Origin of the sequence: Halalkalibacter kiskunsagensis, from assembly GCF_037027555.1 — a bacterium.
Classification (GTDB): domain Bacteria; phylum Bacillota; class Bacilli; order Bacillales; family Bacillaceae_D; genus Halalkalibacter; species Halalkalibacter kiskunsagensis.
Genome location: NZ_JAXBLX010000005.1, coordinates 126,281 through 140,639, shown reverse-complemented (window position 1 = coordinate 140,639; position 14,359 = coordinate 126,281). Strand labels below are relative to the sequence as shown.

Below are 14,359 nucleotides of genomic sequence, written 5' to 3'. Positions count from 1 at the left end.
AAATTTAATACCTTTGTTGGAATTTATTTCGAATAATAATTGCAATTGAATTTAATAAGAATAAAACGACTAGCAGTACAATAATTGTAGCTGCTGCAAGGTTGGCATACTCAGCGACTAGTGCCGAGTCGATTGTCCAATAATAAATTTGCATTGGCAAGATCGTGAAACGATCCATAATACTACCCGGAAACGGGATTAACAGTGCAGGTATTCCTATTACGACAAGCGGAGCCGTTTCTCCAATTGCACGAGAAAGTGATAATATAGCACCTGTTAAAATTCCTGGTAACGCTGCTGGCAATACAATATTCTTGATTGTTTGCCACTTTGTCGCACCCATTCCATATGAAGCTTCACTAAGGTGAGCAGGTACAGCACGAATTGCTTCCTGACTTGCAACAACAACAATTGGTAGCACTAACAGTGACATCGTTAACCCACCAGCTAAAACTACATTTCCAAATTCCAATGCTCGCACGAATACAGTAAGACCTAATATTCCAAAGACAATTGATGGTACACCAGCTAAATTCGAAATATTGGTTTGGATAAACGATTGTAGACGTCCTTTTTTTGCATACGATTCTAAATAGATGGCTGTACCTACTCCTACAAGCATTGTTACTGGTGCAACCACGGCCATTAGCCATAGCGTTCCGAGGACCGCACCCATTATGCCCGCTCGGTCGGCATTTGTTGATAATTTCCCTGTAAGAAAATCGAAATTAATCCAACTGATTCCCTCTGACACGACACGGAAAATTAAAACAGCTAGTACAATAAGGCCAAATATGGTTGATACAAAGAATAATGATTTTGCAAGGTTATTCGTTACTAAGCGCGTATTCATTTTTTTTTGAACTTGAGCTGTATCTACATATTTCATATTAATATTCCTCCCTAAATCTACGAGAGATGTATCTAGCAAGTAAATTCATAATAAATGTAAAGATAAACAAAGTCATTGCAACAGCGTATAAGCTATAATATATAGTCGAACCAGCAGGTGCGTCCCCACCAGTTACTTCAACAATATATGCAGTCATCGTTTGCATAGATTGAGTAATGTCAAATGTAAAGTTTTTAGAACTCCCACTCGCGATTGTTACAATCATCGTTTCACCAATCGCACGTGAAATTCCAAGAACGAATGAAGCAACAATTCCAGACATCGCCGCTGGAATAATTACTTTTCCAGTTACTTCTAACTTCGTTGATCCCAACGCTAGCGCTCCTTCTCTCATCGAGTTAGGTACAGAGCTCATTGCATCTTCAGATAACGATGCTACCATTGGAATAATCATAATTCCCATCACAATCCCCGGACTGAGTATATTTGTTGCTTGTAGTCCCGGAATAAATTCTCTTAAAATAGGAGTAACAAATGTAAAGGCAAAGAATCCATAAACAATGGTAGGGATCCCTGCAAGTATTTCTAGCATTGGTTTTAACAGTCTTCTTACTTTATCTGAAGCATATTCACTTAAATAAATAGCTGTCATAAGGCCGATAGGAATGGCTACAAACATCGCAATAAACGATGAGATAATCGTTCCTGTTAATAACGGCAAAACACCGAATTCTGGATTCTGACTAAGTGGTTTCAGTACTGTCCCAGTAAAAAAGTCAATTAATGGTACCCTTGAAAAGAACTCAACTGTTTCTGTTAACAGCGTAAGGACAATCCCAACTGTTGTAAGGATTGAGATCATAGCAATCGAAAGAAGAACTTTAGGCATTATTTTTTCTAAAACATTAGTTATGTTTCGTTTACTCTTTTTTTCAATAATCAATTCTCGAACGTTAACAGCGTTCCCCTCATTTAAAGCGCTGTTTGTTTCCATCATGTGTGCACCCCTTTTTCACCTAACTTGTTCTATACAATTCGAACAGTTAAACAGAATTGAAGATGAGAACAATTGAGATGCTCTCATCCTCAAAAACGAACAATTCCTTATTTCAACCCTTCTAAAAAGGCAACATATTCTTGAAGTTCCGCGTCTGGTAATGGAGCAAATCCAGCTTCACCAGCAAAGTCATTTACATTGTTAGCTACATATAGAGCGAAATCCAATACTTGTGGCTTTTCCTTCGCCATATCAACATTTAAATACGTAAATACTGGACGTGTAAACGGAGCATACTCGGCATCTTCGCCAATTGTTTCTAGAGTCGGTTCAACTGGACCATCACCGAAGTCAACATTAACCGCAGCTAATTTATCTTGGTTGTTAACGTAGTAACCAAAGCCAAAGAACGCAATACCATTCACATCTTCTGATACTAAATTTACAAGTGTCGAATATTCTTGTTGAAGGTTAACACCATCGACTAAATCTTCTTTTTCAAGGATATTTTCATAGAAAAACTCATACGTACCATGGTTTTCATTTGGACCCATTGGTTTGATTTCTTCATCTGGGAATTCAGGACGAAGGTCCGACCATTTAGTAACCCCACCATCATGTTTGAAAATACGAATTAATTCTTCTTCTGTTAGCTCTGTTGCCCAATCATTTTCTTTGTTAATAACGAATGTTAATCCGTCTAATGCTACTTTCATTTCTTTAACTTCAAAGCCAACTGTATCAGCTTCTGCTTGTTCTTCATCTTTAATTTGACGTGATGCATTATTAAAATCAGTTCCATTTTCAATTAGGAATTTACCAAAACCAGCACTTGTTCCAGCGCGGCTTACTTCAACTGATACATTTTCTTGCTCAGTGTACATATATTCTTCAGCTACTACTGACATTAAAGGATACACAGTACCAGAACCATCTACCACTACACTACCTTCTAACTCAGTACCTTCTGTCGCTTCTTCTGTTTCTGTGTCTGTACCTTCTACTTCTTCAGTACCTGTTTGCTCATCTGATTCAGTTGTTGCTTCTTCATCTCCGCCACCACATGCTGTGGCTACGACCATTACTGCTGCCATTACTAGGAACAAGAAATACTTTTTAAGATTCACTGAAATTGTCCTCCCTTTTCTCTCTAGCAAATTTATGTTTGAAGGTTTCCCTCTCACAATTGCTAGTATAGTAGAGAAATATTAAGAACGTATGATTGCAATGTAAAGGTTTTGTAAATAGCACTCTAATCCACTCGAAATTTGTTAGTTACATATAGAAACAGTTTTTAAAAATAGTCGAGCATGGATGGATTGTAAGTCACTTTGAGACAACAAAAAAGGATCTAGTCCAACTCATGCTACTGTTATGTAGCATAAGTGGAATAGACCCTAGGATCGACTAAAAGAAATCGTAAAAGAACGGTGCTCTTTTGGGTAGGAGACGCTCAAACTTCTCTATTTCTTCCCTTTTTCCTTTTATTTGACCAACTTCTGATAATTCACTTGGTGTTTTATAGCCAAAAAGAATCGTTGATAATGCGTTAATTGATAATTGTATACTATTTTCTTTGTAAACATCCCGATTTTCAATAAGTATTTTGTTCGGCGTAAGAACGAATGTCTTATCATTCCAAGCTGCATATGAATCTGATACTTGTAAAACAAGCTCTTCTATGTCACTGTGCCAGTTACATACATATTGCTTCAATAATAATTCAACATCTACAATTCTTGCCATGAAATAAGGAGTGATTTCGAGTTTAACTCTTGGTTCGTTAATCGAAAAAAGCAATGGCTCTTTCTCTTGAGTTATTATTTCAAGTTCATCAATCATGGAATCATGCTGGCAAATAAAATTCCAAATGCCTCGTTTTGCTTCTGCATGTAATGTAACTAACTCTTCCACCTTCATCGCTTTGTTTTTTACAGTATACATTATGTATCCACTTGGTTGATTGGCTTGATCATAATAAATCGCAATCTGTTGATTTTTTACAATCTTCTCCCACCAATCTTGTTCACGAACAAGCATTCCTGAATAGTTTTTTGCATATGTTTCATACAAATCATTTAATACTTGAAATGGAGGAGAGTTGAAAATGCGTTTCACTTTTCCTGCTGTTGGTTCTTGAAAGTGAAGATCTGCTTTGGACATGCTTGCTTTTAATCGATTCGTAAACAATTCCCAACCATAGCGACGATAAAACGGAACAGAAAATGGATACAGCATGGAGACACTATACCCTTCGATTCGCATTTTTTCTAAAATCGTTACGAGCATTTCTTTAACAAAACCGTTTCGTCTAAACTCCGGGTACGTAGCCACACCAGCAATCCCACCCATTTTCATTTTCATGTCGCCAAGGTATATTTCTAATGGAAGAAAGTGGAGCTTGGCAACAAGTGCCTCTTCTTCAATGATTCCTATTACCTGATGATGTTTCTTTACATAAGCTAGCTGCTCTTTTAATTCTTCGTCTGCTACTTTGTATTGAAATGCATATTCAGATAACCGAATCGCTTCTTCATGTCTCTCTTCCCCTATATTCAAAACGTTCATACGTCATCTCCCTTATAATTATCGTATTGAAATCAATTGACAGAAATAGATGTCCATTTTCTGCTTTCTGTCTATTCATGCTTCTCCTCTTTTCGTTTTTTACGTTAGGAATACTATTTCTGCTTTTTTTATAAAAGTCCTTCCTCAAAAATAGTGAAGGATCCATTCTCATGTGACTAGAATGGATCCTTCATTCGACTAATTTATTTAACAATTAACACTGGTACTTCTACGCGCTTTGCAATTTTATGACTCACACTACCTAGCACCATCGTTTGTAGCTTATTTAACCCACGTGAACCGACAACAACACAATCAAACTGTCCTTTATTAGCAAAGTTGACAATGGTTGGTCCTGGTTCTCCTTGAATAATATGGACCTTATAATCGATTTCTTCTTTTTCTAATAATTCAACAATCGGTGCTAGCTTTTCTTTGCGTTTTCTCTCAATTTCAAATTTACTATTATTCGTTAATACATCAGATTTCGATGTTGAACCATCGATTGCATACACCACATCAATTTTGCCATTATGCAATTTTGCCAAACTAACTGCTTTTTCAGCCGAACGAAATGAATGTTCTGAGCCATCTGATGCTAATAAAATATTTTTAAACATATAAGAGTCCCCCTTTAGCATATGACAAACTATAATCTTACATCTATCGTAATCAAGTGCAGTTCTATTGTAAAGATCGTTCATGGAATCTACTTACATATTTTCATAAGCAAAGAAGACAGAAGGAACTAACCCGCTGTCTTCAATACTTTAATGCCCTGATGCTTTTGATAAGCCACCCATTTTATCTTTTAACTTTTCACTTTCTGAATTTAAGCCTACATACTCTACTTTAATACCGCTCTGTTCAAATTTACCTTCAATTTTATCAAGAGCACCGATTGCTGAGTCATCCCATAAATGAGCGTTCGTTAAATCAATCTCAACATTCCTCACATCTTGTCTATAATCGAATTTGTTTACGAAGTCTGTAACCGATGCAAAGAAAATTTGACCATGTACCTTGTATACTTGCTTATCTAAGTGATTAATATAGTATTTCTCTACATGAACTTTTGAGATTTTCGCAGCAAAGAAAATCGCACTTAATAGCACACCGGCAAATACACCAATTGCTAAGTTATGAGTAATAACTACTGTCGCAACTGTAACAATCATGACGATTGCGTCTGTACGAGGAAGTTTATGAATGTTGCGCACAGAACCCCAATCAAAAGTACTAAACGATACCATGAACATAACCCCCACTAGGGCTGCCATTGGAATCTGTACAACTAAGCCGCCAAGAACTAAAATTAAAAACATTAGGACAACACCTGCTATTAAAGCAGAAAGGCGACCTCTCCCACCTGATTTCACGTTAATAACCGATTGACCAATCATTGCACAACCTGCCATTCCGCCAAAGAAACCAGCTACTATATTGGCAATCCCTTGTCCACGGCTTTCCTTGTTTTTGTCACTCTCTGTATCAGTCATATCATCAACAATATTGGCTGTTAAAAGAGATTCGAGTAAACCAACGATCGCTAATGCAAGCGAATAAGGGAAAATAATCATTAATGTTTCAAAATTCAAAGGAATTTGCGGAATTAAAAACATTGGAAGGGCCTGTGTTAATGCCCCCATATCTCCTACTGTACGAATATCGACTCCCATAAAGATTACTAGAACTGATATCATCACGATAGCAACAAGTGCTGAAGGAACAGCTTTTGTGATACGTGGTAAACCATAAATAATAGCTAAAGTTGCAGCAACTAGAGCATACATGACCCATGTTGCATCGACAAATTGTTCAAGTTGTGCCATAAAAATTAAGATCGCTAATGCATTAACGAAACCAACCATTACAGAACGAGGAACAAATTTCATAATTCTAGCAAGCTTAAATACACCAAATAAAATTTGTAAAACACCAGTTAAAATGGTAGCTGCTAGTAAATATTGCAAGCCATGATCGGCCACAAGGGTCACCATGAGCAATGCCATTGCACCTGTTGCAGCAGAAATCATCCCTGGACGTCCACCGACAAAAGCAATCATAACGGCAATACAAAAAGATGCGTACAACCCAACCATTGGGTCAACACCAGCAATAATTGAGAAGGCAATTGCTTCTGGAATCAATGCAAGTGCGACGACAAGGCCGGCCAACACGTCACCTCTTACATTTCCAAACCATTCTTGTTTAATAGATTGAATGTTCAATCTAGCACCTCTTTTCCTTTTTTGTTTGTATTACTTGTTCGACTTTTGACTCTCACAAAAGTCGGGATCCGTTATTAACAAACGTATCTTACCATCATCCCACAAAATTTCAAACTTTTATGTAAGCGTATTCGACTGTGTGTTTTCTTCTATTTACTCTCATTTACTCTTCTATTCTCACATTACAATAAATTTGTCATAAAATCGCCCAATCTAAATGTTAAATTACACAAAATCAAATGAATGTTTAGAAACAAAGCAACTAATCAAGAAACCTTCCCTATGAGAAGAGGACACTGAAAAGGTAGAAATCGACCTTTTTCAGTGTCCTCTATGAGAAAACAAGATTTTCAGACAAATTATGATTTTGCTTAAGATATACGGTATTATCGACTCTTTACTAATAAATTGACCGCTTCTTGGATAAAAATATCTGTGTCTTCCCCTTTTTCGATTTGCTCTCTCACACATTGTTCTAAATTTGTACTGACGACGACACCTATTGTACGGTCTAATGCATTTCTTGCTGCCGACATTTGAATGACTAGATCTCTACAATCCTTACCTTCTTCCATCATTCTCACAATTGCTTTGACTTGTCCTTCGACTCGTTTCACTCTATTTTTCATTTGATCTGTATATTCCATGAAATTCCCCTCCATTTCTTCTCATTATAAACATCACGTTTTCTATTTTATATCAATCACTCATTTATACTAGTGTGGGTATATTTTAAGCGAAAGTACGGTCATCTGTCAAACATAGGTCTCTTCTACTTAAGACTTTTATAAATGAATCTCTTCTCACAACATTGAAACATTTGAGTTGATTAAAAATGCTTGTACTGCCCTCTACTCATAGTTACTGTTGTTTTAGGTCTAGTGGCTCTGTACCATTGATAACAAAGAAGAAAGATGATTACAATATCGATAGTGTCACCACCATAGTACATAAGCATCCCGCCTTTTTCTGCCTGATATACAGGAATGCCGGAAGGTGGATTTGCATAAATATACTTCGATAAAATGCCATGAGCAGCTAAAGCAAGAATTAACACAGTTGCACGATATACATAGCTTGTTGGATGTGGTGTAGGATCGATGTATATCATCGATAACGTGAAAAGATAGCCAGCTAAAAATACGTGTAGATGGATTAGCACATGCAGAGTGATATTTTCGTGCATTGCTGTGTACAAGTCAGTTGCATAAAGGATCCATAACCCACCAATATTTAGCAGAGATGCAACAATCGGATCACTTAACAAACGAACTGGCCAACTTTTCAACACCCTGGTAAGACGTCGTGCTAGTGTCACATTTAGAGTTCGTAAGGCAAGAGTCATTGGTGCAGATAACACCATGAGAAGCGGAGCAAGCATTCCAAGAAGTAAATGACCTAACATATGTACTGTAAAATCAGTATGTGCACGCTGCGCAAAAGGTCCTGCCACTGCCACAATCGCACAAAGAACTCCAATAACCCAAAGGACAGTACGGTAAAATGGCCATTTTCTGTATCGGCGATTTGAATTGATTACAGCAAAGAAATAAATAACTAAGCCTATGACAAACGGAAGAACTAAGATAATCTGAGGCACGATTCCGATTACTTCGTGAATATGTGTTCCACCTGCATGGTGATAATTGTCACTGTTCATGTGAGATAGTCCCTCCTGTTTGTTGATCGTGTCTTGTTTGATAGAGGAGAATGACTCCAGCAACGACCATTACTATTGCAATGATATTCCATACTAGGTCATAGATAATCACATTTTCGACATAACGAATTTGGTGTAAACGCATGAGCTTATGCTGCACAATCCCATCATACAATTGGAATACACCCGCACCTAACAATACACCTCCCCACCATCTTTTAAGCCATAAGGCATTTCGTCTTCTTAAATCAGCCAGCATAAACAATCCACCAATTGTTGCAAACCAACTAAACGCATGAAAGAGTCCATCTGATATTAAGCCAATATCTGTTGTAGATTTATCATAAAAGTGGTGCCAGCGCAGAAGTTGATGAAATACAGTCTCGTCGAAGAATGCCACAAGACCAAGTCCAAATAATATACCAGACCATAGATTGCGAGACGAGTAGACTGTACGAAGTGTGTATTTTGAATTATTATTAGACAATGTCTGATTATTCATTTAATCCTCCAGCACAGAAATTATTTTACTCTCAGACCATTGTTTTACTTTATCCAATATCTACCTATAGTAATCAACCTCTCTAGGTTATTTCTACATACACCTCGTATTTAATAAAAAGATCCTACGGGTAGTATGCTGGTCCGCTCTCGTGCAAAAGTAAAAAACCTCCTATTTCCATAGAAGGTTTTTTTATCTAGTTTCACCTTTCATCTTTATTAGTAACTAGTTTGCCATTAACTACTTGAGCACTTACTCAGTTCAAGGCATTGTCACTTTGTTTGTTACTATGAACTTTCTTCCCTTTTAGCAAACGAAGTCCATTCAACGTAACAAGCAAGGTTGCACCCATATCGGCAACAATCGCGATCCAAAGTGTTAGCCAACCTGGAATGACAAGTAATAAAGCAAGAAGCTTCAACACTAATGATAGCGTAATATTTTGTTTAATAATCGTTTTTGTACGCCTACTTAATTGAATTGCAAATGGGAGCTTCGATAAGTCATCCTTCATAAAGACAATATCAGCCGTCTCTAACGCTACATCAGATCCCGCACCACCCATCGCCATCCCAACATTCGCCGTAGCTAAGGCAGCAGCGTCATTTACTCCATCTCCGACCATCGCAACATGTCTTCCGCTGTCACGTAATGATTGAACATAGGACATTTTTTCATTTGGAAGCAGATTCGCTTTCACTTCCGATATCCCCACTTGATTTGCAATCACTTGCGCTGAGCGTTCATGATCCCCAGTAAGCAAAATGGTGTTACGAATACCAAGGTGATGAAGGGCTGATACAATTGATTTGCTTTCCTCTCGCACTGAATCACTAAGAGCGATCATTCCAATTACGTCTTTTTTTGTCGCAAGGATCATGAGCGTTTTTGCTTCTTCCTTAAATTGCTGAATAACCGCTTGCGTATGATCAGTGAATTCACTAACTTGTGTAATAAAAGATTCACTCCCTATATAATAGGAAATCCCGTCTATTTTACCTGATATTCCCTTACCCGTTTCAGAGTGAAAGTTCGTTACTTCTCTATCATTGTTCCAGTTTTTCTCATCAACGTACTTGACGACCGCTACAGCGAGTGGATGCTTCGAATGCTGTTCAAGTGATGCAACGATTGTTAAAAACTCTGCTTCCTTCTCTTCATTAGCAAGCCAAATATCGGTTACAACTGGTTTTCCATTTGTTAACGTCCCAGTTTTATCAAAGGCGACCGTTTCAATTTTTCCTGTCTCTTCTAAATGGATTCCACCCTTTAACAAAATGCCATGACGTGCAGCTGTTCCAAGTGCGGTTACAATCGAAACGGGTGTTGAAATCACCAAGGCACATGGACAACCTACAACTAAGACAGCAAGGCCTTGATACACCCAATCAAGCCATATCCCGTTAAAAAATAATGGGGGAACAATTGCAACCGCAAAGGCAATGACAATAATGATCGGTGTATACACAGTAGCGAATCGATCAATAAATGCTTGTGCTGACGCTCTTTTTGATTGAGCTTCTTCGACTACTTTTATCATTTTCGATAAGGTTGAATCTTCGTTGAGCTTTGTTACTTCTACTTCAAGATGCCCCTCTTCGTTTAATGTACCAGCAAACACAGGATCCCCACTTTGCTTTTCAACTGGAATGGACTCCCCTGTGATAGCCGCCTGATTAATGGTGGAGGCACCTTTGATCACTTTTCCATCAATTGTCACTTTCTCGCCGGGATGCACCATTACTCTATCTCCAACCATTATATCTTCAACATCTACTTCGATCCACGTCCCATTCCTCCATGTTCGCGCTTGCTTCGGAGTGTCGTCAAATAACGACCGTATCGACCTACGTGCGCGCTCCATTGAGTATGTTTCAAGCATTTGACTAATTGCAAAAAGAAAGACAACTGTTGCACCTTCTCCCCACTCGCCAATGATGCTTGCCCCAATAACCGCTATCGTCATTAACGTCTTCATATCAAAACGGGCATGGAAAAGATTTTTTAACCCTTGAAGAAATAAAGAATAACCACCAATGACCATCGAAGAGGCATAAAAAAGAATCGCAAGTAATTCTTCTCCCCAAACACCATGTACGAAAAAACCGCTCAACAGCAATAGGCCAGAAATCAACGTTCTCCATGTAGACGATTGTGACCAAAGTGATTTCGTTTCAACTTGCTCATCTTTTGTATAGAGTTTCAGATTTTCAAAGGCTCCTTCTTTTTCTACGTCTTTCTTCGTTACATTTCCAATCACTGTAATCGTTGAAGCCTGAAAATTCACTTCTGCCTCTTCCACACCTGGTAATTGCTTCACATTGTTCTCAAATTGACTCGCACAATGTGCACAAGTAAATCCTTGTACGACATATTTCTCCATACGGCTCATCCATCTACCTCCTCTTTTTGATGGGCAATGGCTGTCATCAGTAGTGTACGAATATGCTCATCATCCAAAGAATAAAAAACGAGCTTCCCTCTTTTTTCACTTTTGGCGATACGGAGGTTGCGCAAATGTCTGAGATGATGTGACGCCGTCGCATTTGTTGTCCCAATAATCGATGCAACGTCGCAAACGCATAGTTCCTTTTGCTGGCAGAGTGCATATGCTATTTTGACACGCGTTTCATCTGCTAATACTTTAAACATATCAGCTAATCGATCAAATCGCTGGCCAGTTAATTGTCCTTTTACTGTCTCTACAACTTCTTCATCATAAGAAAACACTTCACATATATCGATGTTCTTCGTCTGTTTTGTCATCATTCCATCCCCAATCATTCAAACATTCATTTGATTATTAGTATATTCCATAAGTGTCGAAATGTGCAACAAAAAAAGCGAGCAAAGGTTTCTCCTTCACTCGCTTGGTCTTAAGATACAACACAGTTTTTCTGATAGTATCTCATTCATCGTTTCTTCTTTTAATTTGTAATAATTCCATTGCCCCTTCTTTTCTCGCTCAATAAATTCAGCATCAAGCAAAATTTTAATATGGTACGAAAGCTTTGATTGCGGAATATCGAGAATCTCCGTTAAGTCACAAACACATGTTTCTCCACGGACACATAATTCATTTAATAACGTTAATCTTTTTTCATCAGCAAGCGCTTTAAACTTCTTTTCATAATATGCCGGTTCAAAGGAATTGTTATTCGTTTCAAATCGAACTGGAATTTCCATTCGTAGCCCCCACATCAACTTATATTGATATACATAATATACCATCAAATGCTAGTGAATTGCAAATGCGAAGGGAGCATTTTATGCTGATATGCTCCCTTCCTTAAATATATCTTTATTTCGTTAATTGTTTAACTTGATCATACCCAACCGTTGCTTCTAATTGCCATGGAATGACTGCAGTTTGTCGCGAATGATCCTTAGAAACTAGTTCAATCCACTTTGTCTCTGATTGAGAACGAGCTTTTAAAATAGGATCAGATGTATTTGTGGCTGTAAAGCTTTGATTGACTACCCACCAGCTTGGTGTTATACCTGCTCGAGCTAAATCATCTTGTAACCGAGTTGCTTCATGTACAGGCGTTGCTTCTGGAAGAGTGACAATGACGACATCGGTTTCGTGCGCGTTTTTTAGTCTTGGTAGTAACTTCGAAACAGCCTCTGGTATTTCTCCTGTCGATCGCTCTAACTCCTTATGATAAGATTGAGCCGCATCGAGAAGAAGCAATGTGTGTCCAGTTGGAGCTGTATCAATAACAACAAATGAATCCTTCGCTTTCTCTACGACATTAGCAAAAGCCCGGAACACAGCAATTTCTTCTGTACAAGGTGAATTTAAATCTTCTTCTAAATAAGCAAGACCATCTTCATCAACGGTTTCTTTCGCTTTTGTCAGAACTTCCTTTTTGTAAGCTTCAACTTCTGCTTTTGGGTCAATTCGGCTTACAGTAAAGTCGTGATTGGATTGGCTTCCTAACACATACGTTAGATGCTCTGCTGGATCGGTTGTCGTTAAATGGACTGAATGACCCAATTCGTTTAGTCCAACTGCTATTGCGGAAGCTACGGTCGTTTTCCCTACTCCGCCTTTGCCCATCGTCATAATGACGCCATGATTTTTTTGTCCAAGTTGTTGAATAATGTTTCGTAAGGAGGATACATCAGCTAGAGAATTGGTCTCAACAGTCTCTTCGATGAAGGTTTGTTCTCTAAATAATGTACGTAACGCTTTAATACCCGTTAATTGATAAGGAACATATGGCAATTCAAAAGATTCGATCGTTTTTAATTGATCTGGCATGTGCGCTAATGCTTGTTCTTGACGTTCATAAAAGGACGTCGAAACTGCATCTCCTTCCACATATTCCTGGAGCTTCCCATTGATTAGAAGCAACTGATTTGTTAACCCAATTTCCTTTAACTCGGTCGCGGCTCGGTTTGCTTCATTCAGAGCAGATTCATCTGGTCTTGAAACAAGGACAAGTGTTGTGAGCTCTTGATTTGATAATGCCCTCACTGCTTCTGCGTACAATTGCTTTTTCTCGCCTAATCCTGATAACGGTCCAAGACATGAGGCACCGTGCGTACTATCTTCTAAAAAGCTTGACCAAGCTGTCGGGAGCTGGAGCAAGCGCAGCGTATGCCCCGTTGGTGCTGTATCAAAAATGATATGGTCAAATTCGCTTGTTCGTTCTGGATTCGTTAATATCGACGCAAACTCATCAAATGCTGCAATTTCAACCGTGCACGCTCCTGAGAGTTGTTCTTCCATTTGAGCCACAACTGGACCTGGAAGCTTATCGCGGTATGGCCCAACAACTTTTTCACGATAAGCCGCAGCTGCAGCCTCAGGATCAAGATTAATCGCTTGTAGGTTGGAAACATGTGGAATCGTTGTTTTTTCGTAGCCGATTTCTTCCTCAAACAAATCTTGGAGATTCGAAGCTGGATCAGTGCTCACAATTAACACTTGTTTCCCTTCATCCGCTAGCGCAACTGCTGTGGCACACGCAGTTGACGTCTTTCCAACTCCACCTTTTCCTGTAAAAAACAAATAAGGAGTTACGTTATTTGATGTTGGCAAAAAACGCCTGTTCATAATAACTCAATCCCCTTAGACTTTGTTTCTTTTTTTGTCAGCTCACTTACTGAGATATGCGCCCATTTTGCAAATTCTCCATTTGTAGGATAACGTCCTACAAGCTTTACTTCACCGTCAACCATAACGGCAGGTAACGCATCTGTTCCCTTTGTATTTAATAGCTCCTGAATGTTTGTCTCATCAATAAATGCTTGTGGCTCAGATCCTAAATTATAGCGAGTGATATCAATCCCTTTTTTCTCTAACAGAAAGATAGTCGTTGCAACACGTGTTAATTCTGGGTCTACACTCGGTCCACATACCCCTGTTGCACAACACAATGCTGGGTCATAAATTTTAATCGTTGGCATTTGGTTTCCTCCTTTATTGTAGGAAAGGAGGGTCTGAGCCCAGACCCTCTCTTTCTGATAGATCAGAATCTATACAAGTGAAACATAAGTAATTCAAAGAAGTATAAAAGCTTATTAATGGAGGAGCAAT

14 protein-coding genes are annotated in these 14,359 nt (G+C 38.5%); all 14 read right to left on the bottom strand.

The genetic code is table 11. From position 1 onward, the window contains the following. Positions 1–4 precede the first annotated feature (4 nt). Entirely contained in the window at positions 5–889 is an 885-nt protein-coding gene (gene pstA / locus SLH51_RS04620) for a phosphate ABC transporter permease PstA (RefSeq protein WP_335959468.1), read from the bottom strand. A gap of 1 nt (position 890) precedes the next feature. Next, positions 891–1,847, bottom strand: coding sequence for a phosphate ABC transporter permease subunit PstC (gene pstC, locus SLH51_RS04615; RefSeq protein ID WP_335959493.1), 957 nt, complete (start codon positions 1,845–1,847; stop codon positions 891–893). A gap of 110 nt (positions 1,848–1,957) precedes the next feature. Further along, positions 1,958–2,977 carry a PstS family phosphate ABC transporter substrate-binding protein gene (locus tag SLH51_RS04610; protein WP_335959466.1) on the bottom strand — a complete coding sequence of 340 codons (1,020 nt, stop codon included), beginning with the start codon at positions 2,975–2,977 and terminating at the stop codon, positions 1,958–1,960. Between the two features lie 280 nt (positions 2,978–3,257). Continuing rightward, entirely contained in the window at positions 3,258–4,418 is a 1,161-nt protein-coding gene (locus SLH51_RS04605; protein ID WP_335959465.1) for a GNAT family N-acetyltransferase, read from the bottom strand. 203 nt (positions 4,419–4,621) lie between these two features. Continuing rightward, entirely contained in the window at positions 4,622–5,038 is a 417-nt protein-coding gene (locus SLH51_RS04600; RefSeq protein WP_335959463.1) for a universal stress protein, read from the bottom strand. A gap of 150 nt (positions 5,039–5,188) precedes the next feature. Further along, entirely contained in the window at positions 5,189–6,649 is a 1,461-nt protein-coding gene (locus SLH51_RS04595; protein WP_335959461.1) for a SulP family inorganic anion transporter, read from the bottom strand. Between the two features lie 386 nt (positions 6,650–7,035). Further along, positions 7,036–7,296, bottom strand: a complete 261-nt coding sequence (locus SLH51_RS04590; protein ID WP_335959460.1) for a metal-sensitive transcriptional regulator — start codon at positions 7,294–7,296, stop codon at positions 7,036–7,038. Between the two features lie 182 nt (positions 7,297–7,478). Then, on the bottom strand, positions 7,479–8,309 hold the full coding sequence (locus tag SLH51_RS04585) for a cytochrome c oxidase assembly protein (RefSeq protein WP_335959458.1): 831 nt from the start codon (positions 8,307–8,309) through the stop codon (positions 7,479–7,481). Beyond that, complete coding sequence (locus SLH51_RS04580) at positions 8,299–8,811, bottom strand: DUF2243 domain-containing protein (protein WP_335959457.1); 513 nt, start codon at positions 8,809–8,811, stop codon at positions 8,299–8,301. Before SLH51_RS04580 ends, SLH51_RS04585 begins: the two co-directional genes overlap by 11 nt. Positions 8,812–9,067: 256 nt before the next feature. After that, positions 9,068–11,203 (bottom strand): heavy metal translocating P-type ATPase, encoded by a 2,136-nt coding sequence (locus tag SLH51_RS04575; protein ID WP_335959455.1) that lies wholly within the window; start codon positions 11,201–11,203, stop codon positions 9,068–9,070. After that, positions 11,200–11,580 (bottom strand): ArsR/SmtB family transcription factor, encoded by a 381-nt coding sequence (locus SLH51_RS04570; RefSeq protein WP_335959453.1) that lies wholly within the window; start codon positions 11,578–11,580, stop codon positions 11,200–11,202. The genes SLH51_RS04575 and SLH51_RS04570 overlap by 4 nt, the downstream gene beginning before the upstream one ends. Before the next feature lie 93 nt (positions 11,581–11,673). Continuing rightward, entirely contained in the window at positions 11,674–11,997 is a 324-nt protein-coding gene (locus SLH51_RS04565) for an ArsR/SmtB family transcription factor (RefSeq protein WP_335959452.1), read from the bottom strand. Between the two features lie 115 nt (positions 11,998–12,112). Continuing rightward, a complete protein-coding gene (arsA, locus tag SLH51_RS04560; RefSeq protein ID WP_335959450.1) occupies positions 12,113–13,876 on the bottom strand; it encodes an arsenical pump-driving ATPase in 1,764 nt (587 codons plus the stop codon). Beyond that, complete coding sequence (gene arsD, locus SLH51_RS04555) at positions 13,873–14,229, bottom strand: arsenite efflux transporter metallochaperone ArsD (RefSeq protein WP_335959448.1); 357 nt, start codon at positions 14,227–14,229, stop codon at positions 13,873–13,875. Before arsD ends, arsA begins: the two co-directional genes overlap by 4 nt. Positions 14,230–14,359: the final 130 nt, after the last annotated feature.

Coding starts and splice junctions, on each gene's coding strand:
- pstA (WP_335959468.1), bottom strand. CDS start 889: ATGAAATATGTAGATACAGCTCAAGTTCAAAAAAAAATGAATACGCGC.
- pstC (WP_335959493.1), bottom strand. CDS start 1,847: ATGGAAACAAACAGCGCTTTAAATGAGGGGAACGCTGTTAACGTTCGA.
- SLH51_RS04605 (WP_335959465.1), bottom strand. CDS start 4,418: ATGAACGTTTTGAATATAGGGGAAGAGAGACATGAAGAAGCGATTCGG.
- SLH51_RS04600 (WP_335959463.1), bottom strand. CDS start 5,038: ATGTTTAAAAATATTTTATTAGCATCAGATGGCTCAGAACATTCATTT.
- SLH51_RS04590 (WP_335959460.1), bottom strand. CDS start 7,296: ATGGAATATACAGATCAAATGAAAAATAGAGTGAAACGAGTCGAAGGA.
- SLH51_RS04585 (WP_335959458.1), bottom strand. CDS start 8,309: ATGAACAGTGACAATTATCACCATGCAGGTGGAACACATATTCACGAA.
- SLH51_RS04580 (WP_335959457.1), bottom strand. CDS start 8,811: ATGAATAATCAGACATTGTCTAATAATAATTCAAAATACACACTTCGT.
- SLH51_RS04575 (WP_335959455.1), bottom strand. CDS start 11,203: ATGAGCCGTATGGAGAAATATGTCGTACAAGGATTTACTTGTGCACAT.
- SLH51_RS04570 (WP_335959453.1), bottom strand. CDS start 11,580: ATGATGACAAAACAGACGAAGAACATCGATATATGTGAAGTGTTTTCT.
- SLH51_RS04565 (WP_335959452.1), bottom strand. CDS start 11,997: ATGGAAATTCCAGTTCGATTTGAAACGAATAACAATTCCTTTGAACCG.
- arsA (WP_335959450.1), bottom strand. CDS start 13,876: ATGAACAGGCGTTTTTTGCCAACATCAAATAACGTAACTCCTTATTTG.
- arsD (WP_335959448.1), bottom strand. CDS start 14,229: ATGCCAACGATTAAAATTTATGACCCAGCATTGTGTTGTGCAACAGGG.